Origin of the sequence: Streptomyces sp. NPDC001668, from assembly GCF_042893155.1 — a bacterium.
Classification (GTDB): Bacteria; Actinomycetota; Actinomycetes; order Streptomycetales; family Streptomycetaceae; genus Streptomyces.
Genome location: NZ_JBIAUQ010000015.1, coordinates 100,433 through 113,578 on the forward strand (window position 1 = coordinate 100,433; position 13,146 = coordinate 113,578).

Annotated in this window: 13 protein-coding genes; 5 read left to right on the forward strand and 8 right to left on the reverse strand. The window is 70.9% G+C overall.

Translation table 11 applies throughout. The features are described 5' to 3' along the window. Window positions 1-115 precede the first annotated feature (115 nt). Complete coding sequence (locus tag ACFYZ8_RS35035) at window positions 116-1,336, forward strand: acetyl-CoA C-acetyltransferase (protein ID WP_388540880.1); 1,221 nt, start codon at window positions 116-118, stop codon at window positions 1,334-1,336. Between the two features lie 287 nt (window positions 1,337-1,623). Further along, window positions 1,624-2,406: a hypothetical protein gene (locus tag ACFYZ8_RS35040; protein WP_359035724.1), complete on the forward strand. Its 783-nt coding sequence runs from the start codon at window positions 1,624-1,626 to the stop codon at window positions 2,404-2,406. Between the two features lie 105 nt (window positions 2,407-2,511). On the opposite strand, the gene ACFYZ8_RS35045 is transcribed toward ACFYZ8_RS35040, so the two are convergent. Further along, on the reverse strand, window positions 2,512-2,823 hold the full coding sequence (locus ACFYZ8_RS35045) for a hypothetical protein (protein WP_359035603.1): 312 nt from the start codon (window positions 2,821-2,823) through the stop codon (window positions 2,512-2,514). Window positions 2,824-2,927: 104 nt separating this feature from the next. Between ACFYZ8_RS35045 and ACFYZ8_RS35050 the strand changes: the two genes are divergently transcribed. Beyond that, on the forward strand, window positions 2,928-3,158 hold the full coding sequence (locus tag ACFYZ8_RS35050; protein WP_359035605.1) for a DUF4287 domain-containing protein: 231 nt from the start codon (window positions 2,928-2,930) through the stop codon (window positions 3,156-3,158). Between the two features lie 74 nt (window positions 3,159-3,232). Here ACFYZ8_RS35050 and ACFYZ8_RS35055 read toward each other — a convergent pair whose 3' ends face one another. From ACFYZ8_RS35055 to ACFYZ8_RS35080, 6 genes are all read right to left on the reverse strand, one after another. Continuing rightward, complete coding sequence (locus ACFYZ8_RS35055; RefSeq protein WP_388540884.1) at window positions 3,233-4,126, reverse strand: Bax inhibitor-1/YccA family protein; 894 nt, start codon at window positions 4,124-4,126, stop codon at window positions 3,233-3,235. Between the two features lie 148 nt (window positions 4,127-4,274). Further along, a complete protein-coding gene (locus ACFYZ8_RS35060) occupies window positions 4,275-5,450 on the reverse strand; it encodes a 4-hydroxybenzoate 3-monooxygenase (protein WP_388540887.1) in 1,176 nt (391 codons plus the stop codon). A 174-nt stretch (window positions 5,451-5,624) separates the two neighbouring features. Next, window positions 5,625-6,299 carry a hypothetical protein gene (locus ACFYZ8_RS35065; protein ID WP_359035611.1) on the reverse strand — a complete coding sequence of 225 codons (675 nt, stop codon included), beginning with the start codon at window positions 6,297-6,299 and terminating at the stop codon, window positions 5,625-5,627. A 105-nt stretch (window positions 6,300-6,404) separates the two neighbouring features. Then, entirely contained in the window at window positions 6,405-8,333 is a 1,929-nt protein-coding gene (locus tag ACFYZ8_RS35070) for a hypothetical protein (RefSeq protein ID WP_388540890.1), read from the reverse strand. Window positions 8,334-8,441: 108 nt separating this feature from the next. Continuing rightward, window positions 8,442-8,660 (reverse strand): hypothetical protein, encoded by a 219-nt coding sequence (locus ACFYZ8_RS35075; protein ID WP_007382551.1) that lies wholly within the window; start codon window positions 8,658-8,660, stop codon window positions 8,442-8,444. 52 nt (window positions 8,661-8,712) lie between these two features. Continuing rightward, on the reverse strand, window positions 8,713-8,928 hold the full coding sequence (locus ACFYZ8_RS35080; RefSeq protein WP_359035615.1) for a hypothetical protein: 216 nt from the start codon (window positions 8,926-8,928) through the stop codon (window positions 8,713-8,715). Between the two features lie 232 nt (window positions 8,929-9,160). On the opposite strand from ACFYZ8_RS35080, the gene ACFYZ8_RS35085 reads away from it, so the two are divergent. Together ACFYZ8_RS35085 and ACFYZ8_RS35090 are read left to right on the forward strand one after the other, a co-directional pair. After that, the gene (locus ACFYZ8_RS35085) at window positions 9,161-9,565 is read left to right on the forward strand and encodes a helix-turn-helix transcriptional regulator (protein ID WP_359035617.1); all 405 of its coding nucleotides are present in this window, start codon (window positions 9,161-9,163) and stop codon (window positions 9,563-9,565) included. A 173-nt stretch (window positions 9,566-9,738) separates the two neighbouring features. After that, window positions 9,739-9,990, forward strand: coding sequence for a hypothetical protein (locus ACFYZ8_RS35090; protein WP_389050785.1), 252 nt, complete (start codon window positions 9,739-9,741; stop codon window positions 9,988-9,990). A 43-nt stretch (window positions 9,991-10,033) separates the two neighbouring features. Here the strand turns inward: ACFYZ8_RS35090 and ACFYZ8_RS35095 are convergent, their stop codons facing one another. Then, a complete protein-coding gene (locus ACFYZ8_RS35095; protein WP_359035621.1) occupies window positions 10,034-12,916 on the reverse strand; it encodes a BTAD domain-containing putative transcriptional regulator in 2,883 nt (960 codons plus the stop codon). Between the last annotated feature and the right edge of the window lie 230 nt (window positions 12,917-13,146).

A 13,146-nucleotide genomic window follows, 5' to 3' on the forward strand; every position in this document is an offset into this window, starting at 1 on the left:
AAGCAAGCGCTTAGACATAGGTCACACCGCCACCCCCGTGACCCGGGCCATACGTCCGGGTAACTTCCCAAGGAGCCCCGTCCGGAAGAACACCCCGTACGCCAATGGAGCCGTGATGCCCGAAGCCGTGATCGTCTCGACCGCCCGCTCCCCCATCGGCCGCGCCGTCAAGGGCTCCCTCAAGGACCTGCGCCCCGACGACCTGACCGCCACGATCATCCAGGCCGCCCTCGCCAAGGTCCCCGAGCTGGACCCGCGCGACATCGACGACCTGATGCTCGGCTGCGGCCTGCCCGGCGGTGAGCAGGGCTACAACCTGGGCCGCATCGTGGCCGTGCAGATGGGCATGGACCACCTGCCGGGCTGCACGATCACCCGTTACTGTTCCTCCTCGCTGCAGACGAGCCGCATGGCCCTGCACGCCATCAAGGCGGGCGAGGGCGACGTGTTCATCTCGGCCGGTGTCGAGATGGTCTCCCGTTACGCCAAGGGCAGCTCGGACGGCCTCCCGGACACCACCAACCCGATCTTCGACGAGGCCCAGGCCCGCACCGCCGCCACGGCCGCCTCCGAGGGCTCCACCTGGCACGACCCGCGCGAGGACGGCCTGCTCCCCGACCCGTACATCGCGATGGGCCAGACCGCGGAGAACCTGGCCCGCGTCAAGGGCGTCACCCGCCAGGACATGGACGAGTTCGGTGTCCGCTCGCAGAACCTCGCCGAGGAAGCCATCAAGAACGGCTTCTGGGAGCGCGAGATCACCCCGGTCACGCTGCCCGACGGCACGGTGGTCTCCAAGGACGACGGCCCGCGCGCCGGCGTCACGCTCGACGGCGTCCAGGGTCTGAAGCCGGTCTTCCGCCCCGACGGCATGGTCACGGCCGGCAACTGCTGCCCGCTCAACGACGGTGCCGCCGCGGTCGTCATCATGAGCGACACCAAGGCGCGCGAGCTCGGCCTCACCCCGCTCGCCCGCATCGTGTCGACCGGCGTCTCGGGCCTGTCCCCCGAGATCATGGGCCTCGGCCCGGTGGACGCGTCGAACCAGGCCCTGCGCCGCGCCGGTCTCACGATCGAGGACATCGACCTGGTCGAGATCAACGAGGCGTTCGCCGCCCAGGTGATCCCCTCCTACCGCGACCTGAACATCCCGCTGGAGAAGCTGAACGTCAACGGCGGCGCGATCGCCGTCGGCCACCCCTTCGGCATGACCGGCGCCCGCATCACCGGCACGCTCATCAACTCCCTCCAGTTCCACGACAAGCAGTTCGGTCTGGAGACCATGTGCGTGGGCGGCGGCCAGGGCATGGCGATGGTCATCGAGCGCCTGAGCTGATCGCCCAACTCTCCGTACGCGTACGGGGACTCAGCGTCACTCTTTGGCCCAGAACCGGGGAAACTCCAAGGTTCTGGGCCGATTTGTGATCCAATCTCCCCCAGGATGTGACCTATCTCCCTTCCGCAAGGGATTTACGCAGGTCAGAGCCGTTTCACCACTAAACCCCGGACCCAAGTTCCTGTCCGATTCGTGACGTTACGCACTGACAGCTGGATAGTCCGCCCTTCAAGCTGATGTAGGAAGTCGGGGGTCGACTTTGAACCGGGAGTACGTCAGTGAGCGCCATGCCGATCGCCTTGCTGGTCACCACGGCCGCCACGGGCGCCGTGGGCGTCGCCGTCCTGCGCACCCTCATGGTGCTGCGCCGGCAGGTCGCCGCCCTGCACACCGAGCTCGCCAGGAACAACACCGCGCCCGTACGGGGTCTGGTACCGGCCGCCCGTCCCGCCGCTGACGTCGACGAGATACGCGCCGCCGTGGCCGAGGCCCTCGCCGAGGAGCGGGAGCGCGAGCTCGCCGAGGCGCGTGCCTTCTGGGCCGCCCAGGAGGCCCGTGACGCCTCCGACGCGCCCTCGCTGCTCGGGCTGCCCGACAGTGAGCTGTTCCTGCCCCGGCAGGCCGATTTCGTGGGTCTGGAGCCGCTGGAGCCGGTGTCGGAATCCTCGGCCGACGCGGACGAGTTCGCCGGCGACAGCCCCGAACTGGCCGCGGCCCGCCGCCGTCACCCCTCCCACCCGGACTTCGTGCCGGTGGGCTCACCGGTCGTGGGCGACCACGAGCGCACGGTGGCGACCCTGGAGGACCTGGCCGCCTCCGGCACCGCGCTGGCCGACGTCCGCCCGGGTCCCCTCGGCACCCTCGACGTCTACGTCTTCGTCGACGGCACGACCCTGTGCATGACCCCGGGTCACCGCGAGACCGCCGAGCGCCTCTCGGCGGCCCTGCGCGCGGGCGAGACCCCGGTGCTGCTGGGCGGCTCGGGCATCTCGGGCGCGTACACGCTGACGTTCGCGTGCGGCGGGGAGAACGTCTACATCCTGGCGGACCGGGTCATAGCTTCACTTTGAGGCGCCGGGGACCTGTCCCCACCCAGGGGCGCGGGGAACTGCGCGATCAGCCCCCACGCACCCGCACCCGCACCCGCACCCGCACCCGCACCCGCCGACGCAACCTCAGACCCCCGCCCTCTTCTGCGCCTCCTCCACCAACCGCACAGCCTCGGACACCTGGCCCTCGTCGTCCAGCACGAGGGCCAAGTCGTGCACGGCCACGGTGATCTGGTCGGCGGCCGCGAACATCCCCGCATCGGGCATCTCGCGGAGCTCGGTGCCGGGCTCCTCCAGGAGCTGTGCCCGGCGGGCCATCTCCCGGGCCAGTCCGAGCGCCTCAGCAGCGGCTCCCCGCTGCAGACGGCTCTGCGGTGCGGCCCGGAGCCGGTCGGCGAAGTGGTCCACAGCCCGGGTCAGACGCGAAGTATCAGCCACCCGGCAACCGTACGCGTCCCACCGGGACTGTTGCCAACAGGCGAACGCTCAGGCACGGTGACCTGAAGGACCGGCTTACATCCCCTTTGCGTCCGGAGGCGCCGATGTCCCACGTCCTCTCCGAGGAGACCCACCGCAACCTGCTCGCCCGCATCCCCCAGTGCACCGGTCGTGAAGTCTCCGACTGGCTCCGCACCGTCGACGAAGGCCCGGCCCTCTTCCGCTTCGAGGAAAAGGTCAGCTGGCTCCGCCACGAACACAACCTCGCGTACGGCCACGCCAAGGCGATCATCCACGAGTACGACCTGAGGAGGGCCGCGCGCAGGTACTTCTGAGCTGCGCACATGCCGAAGGGCCCCCGGTCGGAACCGGGGGCCCTTCGCCGTACGACCCGAACGACCGTCGGGGACTAGTCGCTGCTGTTGAGGATCGCGACGAGCCGCAGGAACTCCATGTAGATCCACACCAGCGTCAGTGTGAGACCGAAGGCGGCCAGCCAGGCCTCCTCCTTCGGCGCGCCGTAGGCGATGCCGTCCTCGACCTGCTTGAAGTCGAGGGCGAGGAAGCACGCGCCGAGCAGGACGCCGATGATGCCGAACAGGATGCCGAGGCCGCCGCTGCGGAAGCCGAGGCCGTCACCGCCGCCGAAGACGGCGAACAGCATGTTGACCACCATCAGCAGCACGAAGCCGAGCGCGGCCGCCATGACGAAGCCGTAGAACCGACGGTTCACGCGGATCCAGCCGGCCTTGTACGCCACCAGTACGGCGGCGAAGACCGCCAGGGTGCCGATCACGGCCTGCATGGCCGCGCCGCTCGCGATGCGGTTGTCGACGATGCTGGAGACGACGCCGAGGAACACACCCTCGAACGCGGCGTACGACACGATCAGCGCGGGCGTGGCCGTGCGCTTGAAGGACTGCACGAGCGCCAGGACCATGCCGATGAGCGCGGCGCCGATCCCGATGCCGTACGAGCGGCCGATGTTGGCGTCGTCGACGGGCAGCAGCGCCCAGGCGAGCGCGGCCGTGACGATCAGGATGCCGAGCGTGGTGCCGGTGCGCATGACGACGTCGTCCATCGTCATCCGGCCGGTGGTCACCGGGGCCTGTGGCGGTGCGCCCTGCTGCAGGCCCTGCTGGGCATAGGGGTTGGTCGCGTACGGGTTGCCCTGCGGCTGCGCGTAGGGGCTGCCCTGCGTGCCCACGGCTGCGCCCCCGGCCTGCGGCGCGGTGTTGAAGCCCGCGTAGCCGTTGTCGCGGCTGAACCCCCGTCGCGAGAAGACCGGGTTGCTGCTCCTCATTTCACTCCTCCATGGCCACCGTCTGTGGACCTTGCCCTCAAGAGTAATGGGTAGGCAAAGGAATGACCCTAGTGCTTGAGGAGGATCTTCCCTCGTTGCTCCGGCCAACACGCTACGCGCACGCGTGATTCCCGGCACCGGAGGGGCCTCAGCCGAAGGGGAAGCCGGTGTACCCCTCGGCGAGGTCGGTCTCGGCGGCCCGCGACCCCGCGATCCGCTCCAGCCGGGCCAGCTGCATCCGGTCCTCGAAGGGAGTGGCGTCGGGCGACCGGTGCAGCAGGCTCGTCATGTCGTAGGAGAACCGTTCGGCCTGCCACACCCGGCGCAGGCAGGTCTCGGAGTAGGCGTCGAGGCGCTCGGCCGAACCGGTCTCCCTCAGGTGCTCCAGCGCCCTCGCGAAGGTGACGACGTCCCCCACGGCGAGGTTCAGGCCCTTGGCTCCGGTGGGCGGGACGATGTGGGCCGCGTCGCCGGCGAGGAAGAGACGGCCGTGGCGCATGGGCTCGTGGACGTAGGAGCGCATGGGGGTGACGGACTTCTGGGTGATCGGTCCCCTGTCGAGCTTCCAGTCGTCGTCCGTCTCGAAGCGGCGCTCCAGCTCGTCCCAGATCTCCTCGTCGCCCCAGCTGTCGGCGTCCGTGCCCTCGGGGACCTGGAGGTAGAGGCGGGAGACGGACGGGGAGCGCATGGACAGCAGGGCGAAGCCGCGGTCGTGGCGGGCGTAGACGAGTTCGTCGTGGGAGGGCGGGACGTCGGCGAGGATGCCGAGCCAGGCGAAGGGGTACGTCCGCTCGAAGACCCGGGTCAGTTCGGCGGGGACCGCCTTCCTCGCCACCCCCCAGAAGCCGTCGCAGCCGACGACGTACTCGCACTCCAGGACGTCCTCACGCCCCTCGTGCCGGAAGCGGATCCTCGGGGTGCCGGTGTCGGCGTCCTCGACGGCCAGGGCCTCCGCCTCGAACAGCAGCGGGCCGCCCTCTTCGAGCTGGAGGGCGATGAGGTCCTTGCAGACCTCGGTCTGGGCGTAGACCATCACGGAGCGGCCGCCGGTGAGGGCGGGGAAGTCGACGCGGTGGCGCTTCCTGTCGTAGCGCAGCTCGATGCCGTCGTGCGGGAGTCCCTCGCGGTCCATGCGCTCGCCCGCGCCGGCCGCGCGCAGTACGTCGACGGTGCCCTGCTCCAGGATCCCGGCGCGCTGGCGCTGCTCGACGTAGGCGCGGTCGCGGCTCTCCAGGACGACCGAGTCGATGCCGGCGTTGTGGAGGAGCCGGGCGAGGAGGAGGCCGGCGGGGCCGGCTCCGATGATGCCGACGGTGGTACGCATCGGGCGTTCCCTTCGGGGACCTTGTGGCTGGCGTGCACAATAGCTCGTGTTCGCCTGGTGAACTTTATTTCACTGAGGTGAAGCGAGTCTGCGCCCAGGGTCTGCCGATGTCAACGGTCTGCGCGCGGCCGTCCGGCCCACGGCTGGCTGCCGCGGGCCGGACGGCCGACCGGGTCAGCGGCCGGGCCAGCCGTCCAGGTGGCGGTGCATGGTGACGTCCTCCTGCGCGTCGCCCTTCGGGGCGTCGGCCACGGCGTCCTGGAGGACGGTGTTGACCTCGGCGGCGAGGGCGTCGGCGCGGGTGCGCAGGTCCGTCGCGGGGACGTCGGAGCGGGTCAGGGCGTCCAGCCGGCGGTGGATGTCGGCGAGCTGTCGGCGGTGGGCGGAGTCGAGGGTGAGCGGGCCGGGCGTGGAGACCACGAACTGGTAGGCGCCGGCCAGGGTCTGGCAGCCGGTGCAGCTCTTGTTGGTGGCGTCGCTGAGGTTCACGGCGTTCAGACGGGTGTGCTCGCCCGCGACGGTGACGATCTGGAACGACAGCGCCACCGAACGGCAGTCGTCGTCGGCGGTGCAGCCCGAGGAGACGGCATTGGCCTGGTTGCGCACGGAGGCGGCGGTCACCTTGCCGAACTGCCGGATGGTGAAGGAGTCCTTCTCCTCCGTGTGGTCGCGACGGTCGGCGTGGCTGAAGACGTGGTCCGACGCGACGGCGACCTTGGTGGTCCCGGCGGTCGCGGCCTGCGCCGGCACGGCGGTCGCCACACCGGCGACACCGGCGGCGAACAGCCCGACGCGAACGGCACGCCGGGTGAAGGGGGTTGAGGTACGGGGTTTTCGGTGGCTGCTCAAGAGGTCTCCTTGGGTGGATGGATGAGTACGGATGTGGGGGCGCCGGGGGGAGCGACTCGGAACAGCCGCCGCCGGGTCGGCCGTACGGTCGCCGCCGCCGTTCCCTCAGGACGCCGCGGGTGATCCGCCGGCCGGTGACGGGGAAGGGGCGTCCGTCGGTGACGGTGGGATGCTCTCCGACGGGACCGGGGACGGGGGCTGGCTCGACGGGGCCTCGCCCGTGCCCGGTGACGACGGTTCCGGGCCCGCCGAGGTGCCCTGGGCCGGGGACGCCGGCGCCCGGGAGGACCCTCCGGTCGCCGCGCCCGGTGAGGCCGCGGACGAGGCAGGGGAGGCGGACGCCGAGGCCGCGGAGGCGCCGGCCGAGGGGGCGTCGGAGCCCGAGGGGCCCCCGGCCGACGGCGGCACCGCACCCGGGCCGGTGTCCGACGGACCGTCCGACGGACCGTCCTCCGAGACCGACGCGTCGCCGTCCGGAGTCGTGGCCTGCCGGGGCTGCGGTTCCTCCGTCGACACCCCGGGCTGAAGGATCGGCGCGATCGGGGGTTTCTTCGGCAGCGGCTGGGGCGTGAGTCCGGACGTCCACGCGTAGCTGAGGCCCGCCAGCCCGGCGAGGGCCACCGCGCACAGCGCCACCCGCAACCGGGGCCGCCCCGCCGTGGACCGCTTCGCGCCCCGCCAGATCCGCCCTCCGATCTTCACGGAGAGGTAGGCGACACCGCCCATCGGGATGAGCAGCATCAGACAGCCCAGCACCCCGACGAGCCCCTCGACGACCTGGCCGTCCGCGAAGGCCGCCCCGGTGCCGGAGAACTGCTCGACCATGGACCGGATCATCGTGGCGATGATCCGGGGCAGGTTCCACAGCCCGTAGCCCATCTCACCGATGATCAGCGGCACCATGGTGAGCACCCACGCGGCCACGATGGTCCGCGCCGACTTCTTCAGCCCGGCGACCTCTTTCCGCGCGGCCCGCCCCTTCCTCCCCGGTACCAGACCGAGCAGGATGGGCTTGATCTTGCCGTAGAGGTCGGGGACGCCGGCGAGGTCGCCGAGGATGTAGTAGCCGTCGAGCCGCACCGCGGGCATCAGCTGTTCGAGGATCTCGAAGTGCCCGAGGTACACCGCGGCCAGGAAGAACTGCTCCCCCGTGGCGAAGTACAGCCCGGCCATGCCGAGCATGAACACCACGTTGAAGTAGACCCCGCCGAGGTCGGTCCTGATCCGCCCGCCGCGTCCGATCCGGTACACGTCCGTCACGTCGGTGTACATGGACGGCCAGATCAGGAAGATCCCGCAGCCGATGCAGCCGGGCCGGGCGCCGCCGTACTTGCACGCGGACGCGTGGCCGAACTCGTGGAAGACGAGCGAGGCCACGGTCAGCGCGAAGACGATCAGGATCAGTACCGGCTGGTCGAGGACCTCCAGGACCGGTTCGATCGCCCCGAAGAAGCCGAACAGCCACACGTCCATGGCCACGGCCGAGAGCAGCACGGCCGCGACCACGACCGGCCGGTGCAGCCACGCGAACAGCCCCGCGACCCGTGCCGTGCGCCGTTCGTCGAAGATGACCCGGTGGCCCTTGAGGGCGAGCAGCAGGTCGGAGCGCGGTGCCTCGACCTCGTCGCTCTCCTGGCCCTCGGGGACCGTCACCCCGAGGGGTTCGAGCTTCTTCTCCACGAGGAAGCGGATGTTGTCGCCGCTGACCTCGCGGCCGAACCGCGCGCTCACCCGGTGGGCGATCGACTCGGTGTCGCGCACGCCGTCGACGGACGACGCCACCAGATACAGCAGCCGCGACAGCTGCACGACCTGCCCGTCCCCCCGACGGGCGATGTACTTGGGCTCGGTGAAACCCGACCCCTGGTACTCGCCGTGCAGCCGCAGTCCCGCGCTCAGCCGTGGCACGAGCCGCTGTTCGACGACCGGCAGGCTGCCCGTCGCCACCTGCTCGTACGTCACCGGCCAGCCGCCCGGCCCGGGCACGGGCCCGGTGTCGTACAGCGTCGGGGGCCCGTCTCCGAGCACCGTCATATGTGGTCTCCCCCCACGTCCGCCCCGCTTCCCGCCTTGCATGGCCGTCGGGGTGGACCGCACCGCTGGTGCGGGCGGCCCACCCCGACGGCCGTGGTCACGCCGTCGTTACTGCTTGACGACGATCGACTGCGAGGCCTGCGACTCGGCGACCGAGTAGGAGGAGTGATCGTTGAGCGCCGCGGACTGGTTGTCCGCCTGGATGTTGGCGATGTGCTTGGTGACGTTGGTCGTCTTGTTGAAGCTGAACTTCAGACGGCCGAGGGCCTCCCGGCCCGGCAGCAGCTCGGCGGACTCGGTCTCCAGCTCGTGCATGTCCATGCTCATGACGGACGTCCTTTCAGGTGATGTGGATCGGGTTCGAGGTGGTGCGCGGGTGTTACTGGGTGACGGTGATGTTCTGGCCGGCCTGCGAGGCGGCGGCCGAGGCGAAGGAGTGGTCGTTGACGGCGAGGGACGAGTTGTGGGCCTCGACGTTGGCGATGTGCTTGGTGACGTTGGTCGTCTTGTTGAAGCTGAACTTCAGACGGCCGAGGGCCTCGCGGCCCGGCAGCAGTTCCGCGGACTCGGCCTCGAGCTCGTGAGCGTCCATCATGATCAATTCCCCCTCAGGGATGGGCATTTCCGGTCGGACCGAGTCAGGTTCCCCCCACACTCTGTCCAACTTGGTCGGACGTGCTGTCCAACGAGATTGGACACTAGGGCCTCGCGGGGCGACTGCGCAACCCGTTCGGGGAATCACTCTTTCGGCGGCGGGCGGGGCCGCCCGTAGAATCGGCTCCGACATGGACGGTTCCGCCGAGCGGCGAGCAGGAAGTGACCCACCCGTGGCCAACGCACTCCAGCAGTTGATCCGTGAGCGCCTGGACCGCAAGGGCTGGTCCTACGGCGAGGTGGCGCGCCGCGGTGGCATCCCGCGCTCCACCGTCCACCACCTGGCGACCACCGACCGCGTCGTCCGCATGCCCCAGTCGACGACCCTGGAGGGACTGTCCAAGGGCCTGGAACTCCCGTTGGACACCGTCCGCCGCGCCGCCGCGGAGGCCTGCGGCATCCACGTGTACGGCACCCCGGCCGGCCAGGACCCCGAGGGCACCGCCCGCCCGGCCGACCCCGAGGTGGACCTGCTCATCGCCAGCGTCCAGCAGCTCTCGGCGGACGACCGCCGGCATGTGGCCGCGCTCGTGGAGTCCCTGCTGGACCGCTCCACGCCTCGCGCACCGAAGAAGTGACCGTCCGAAGGCTGGTACCGGCAGTCCACGACCGCGAATGTTCACTCTTCCGTGCAGTCGGAAAAAGAATTCGACTGTGGCCGAAAGTGTCCGGCTCCCCCCGCTAGTCTCTCGTCCTGCCCGAGGAGCGAGAGCCGCACGACCCCGGGCTCCCAGGGGGGAATGTGTTGTTCGTGCATGGCGGACCGGCCACGGCCGTGGTCCGCGGGCCTGCCGGAGAATCGGTCGTTCTGCTCTCCGGTGAGCTGCCCGAGGTACTGACCGACCAGTCAGTGACCGAACTCCTGGAACTGGCCGCCGCCGTCCTGGACGCGGACGAGCTGCCGCTGTTCCACACCTGTCTGAAAGCACTGCGCCGCGACGGCCTGAGGGCGGGCCGCCGGATCGAGATCGACGGTGCCGCCCTCACCGTCTACGAGGGGTGACGGCCCGTGGGAGAGGACACCGCGTCAGCGGGTGCGTGGAGCGTCACCCGACCCCGCAGGGCTCGAAGACGGGGGTGCGAAGGCCCGCCAGGGCATGCCGCTCCGCTCGGTGGAAATGCAGACCCCGTGCGATGCGCAGGGCCTCGCGGTGGTGCTCCGCGGCCTCGCGGGGGCAGCCGAGTGCGGCCATCGCCCGCCCCGCCGCGTTGCGGCACTCCGCCTGAGCCCAGAGGTCGCCGAGTTCCTCCGCCACCTCGATGCCGGCCAGGCACAGGGAACGAGCGCTCTCACGGTCGCCCGTTTTCGCCTTCAGAGCACCCAGATAGGCCTGGGCCAGAGCTTTTGGCCGCTGGAGGCCGCGGTTGTCCCTGCTGAGAGCGAGGCCGGCTTCGAGGGAGAGTGAGGCGGTGTGCGGGCGGCCCAGCGCCTCATGGACAAGGCCCAGCTCCACGAGGGTCATCGCCTCGACCCCGCGATGCGACTGCGAGCGACTCAACCGCAGGCAGCGGGAGTACAGGCGGTACGCGGCCTCGGGCACCCCGGAGTCCAGCTCGACCCGGGCGAGCGCGCCGTACGCGAGCGCGGTCCGCAGATGGTCGGTTCCCGTGGAGTAGAGCCTGATGGATTCCGTCAGGTGCCGGCGCGCCTCGTCCAGCGCGCCGGTGGTCCAGCGAGCACGGCCCAGCTCCTCACGGGAGGCGGCCAGCAGATCCGGCCAGCCGTGGCGCTCGCTGAGCTGGAGGGCGCGCTGGGCGTAGTGCTCCGCGGCGTCGACGAGACCCGCGGTGAGCGAGGCGTCGACAAGGCTGAGGGACAGCTCGGTCTCCGCGCGCGGATTCGCCCCCCGTTGCGCGGCCCGCAGCCCGGCCCGCGCGACGGTGAGCCACTCGGGGACCCGCGACCGGCGCTTGCAGGTGTCGCGCAGCATGCCCGCGAGTGTCCAGGCGACGACATACGGGCCGTGCTCCGCGGTGTGCTCCACAGCGGCGGTGAGATTGCGCAGTTCGGCCTCCGCGTCCTCCGCCGAGATCGGCGCGTGCTCGGTGGCGGGGGACTGCTGTCCCACCACGTGTATCCGGTTGACGCGCCCGTCCAGGACGGTCGCGACCTGGGTGTACCAGCCCATGAGGCGGTTCAGGGCGTCCTGCCGTGATGCGCTCGGCTCCTCGTCCCCGGCCCGCTTCCAGGCGTACTCGCGGAGCAGGTCGTGCGGGAAGCGGAAGCGGCCGGGAGCGTGCTGGACCAGGAGGTTCGCGGTGGTGAGGGCGTTGAGCAGGGGCCGGACGGCGGCCTCGTCCGCGCCGGTGAGAGCGGCCGCGGCCGCGCAGGTCAGATCGGGGCCCGGGAGAAGGCCGAGCAGGCGCAGGGCGCGGCGGCACCGGTCGTCGAGCCGCTGGTAGGACAGGTCGAGCGAAGCCCCCACGGACGCCCTCTCGTCGTCCGCCAAAGAGGCTCCGGCCAGCGGTCCGGCCGCGGCGAGCTCCCGGGCCACGGACCCGAGGTCGAAGTGCGGTGTGACCGCGGACCCGGCCGCCACCACCCGCAGGGCCAACGGAAGATGGCCGCAGAGCCGGGAGATCGCGGCGACCGCGGGATCCTGCTCCCCGGTGGCACGCGGGCGGCCCAGCGCGCTTCTCAACAGCTCCGCCGACTCCTCGGGACACAGCACGGGCAGCACGATGCGTTGCGCGTCCTCGTGCACCGCCAGGCTGACCAGGGCGCGGCGGCTGGTGACGAGGACGGCGCAGCCCGGCGCACCGGGCAGCAGATGTCGTACGTGGTCGGCGTCGGCCGCGTTGTCCAGGACGATCAGCACGCGGCGGGTGGCGAGGACCGAGCGGAAGAGCGTGCCCCGTTCGACGCAGTCCGTCGGGACGTGCTGGGCCGCCACCCCCAGCGCGCGCAGGAACGAGCCGAGGATCTCGCACGGATCCGCCGCGCCGAGGCGGTCGAAGCCCCTGAGGTCGACGAAGAGCTGGCCGTCGGGGAAGTCGTCGGCGACCAGGTGGGCGCAGTGCACGGCCAGCGCGGTCTTGCCGATCCCCGCGGTGCCCTCGACACAGACGAGAGGCGTCTTCCCGGAGCGCAGCCGGCCCGTGATCCGCGCGATCTCCCCCGCGCGCCCCGTGAAGTCCCGCACCGCGGTCGGTAACTGGTGCGGGGTGAGGGCCGCTTCCGGAGCCCGCTCCACGGGGAGCACCGCGTTCAGGACGAACTGGTGGGCGTCCCTGAGTTCGGCGCCCGGCTCCACGCCGTACTCCTCGACCAGCCGCTCTCGGATCCGCGCATAGGCGTCGAGCGCCTCCACCTGCCGGCCGCTGCCGGCGAGCGTCCGCATGAGCAGGGCGTGCAGGCGCTCTCGGAGCGGATGCTCACTGATGAGGCGTATGAGTTCGGGGAGATGGCGTTCGCCTTGTCCGAGCGAGATGTCCAGGGCGTACAGCTCCTCCTGTGCGGACAGCCGGCGCTCCTGGAGGCGATCGCGCTCCAGTTCGATTCCACGGCCCTCGATCCCCTCGGCGAGCGGGCCACGGGCCAGGGCGATCGCCCTGGCCAGGGTTTCGGCGGCCTCCGCCGGCCGGCCCGACTCACCCAGGGCGCGGGAGGCGGCGAACAGCTCCTCGAACTCCAGGAGATCGCAGTCGAACCCGCCCGGCGCGCCGAGCACGTAGCCGGCCTGGGAATGGGTGAGAGGCAGGGAGACGGGCAGACAGCGCCGAAGCCCCGAGACGTACTTCTGCACGAGGTTGAGGGCGTGGACCGGCGCCTCGTCACCCCAGACCATCGCGATGATCCGGTCGGCGGGAACGGGGCGGGGGCCGCCGAGCAGCAGGGCGACCAGCACCGCGCGCTGGCGGGGCGGTCCGAGCGACAGTGACCGGTTGTCGACCAGCGCCCTTGTCGGGCCCATCACTTCGAAACGCACACGCGAGTCAACCACTATCCCCCCCGGTAACAGTAAAGAGAGTGTAAGCCGGGAACCGATCAAACCTCGTGGGATTAACACATTGTTTTCCCCGGCCGCGTGGGCCCGGTCCGCGCCCCGGCCCCTTCCGGAGCAGTTCAGCGTCCCTTCCAGCGCCCCGTCAGCACCTCCGACGAAGGTCCTCCCCAGGAACCCGACCCGAACGAGACATCAGCAGACAGGTCCAGGAG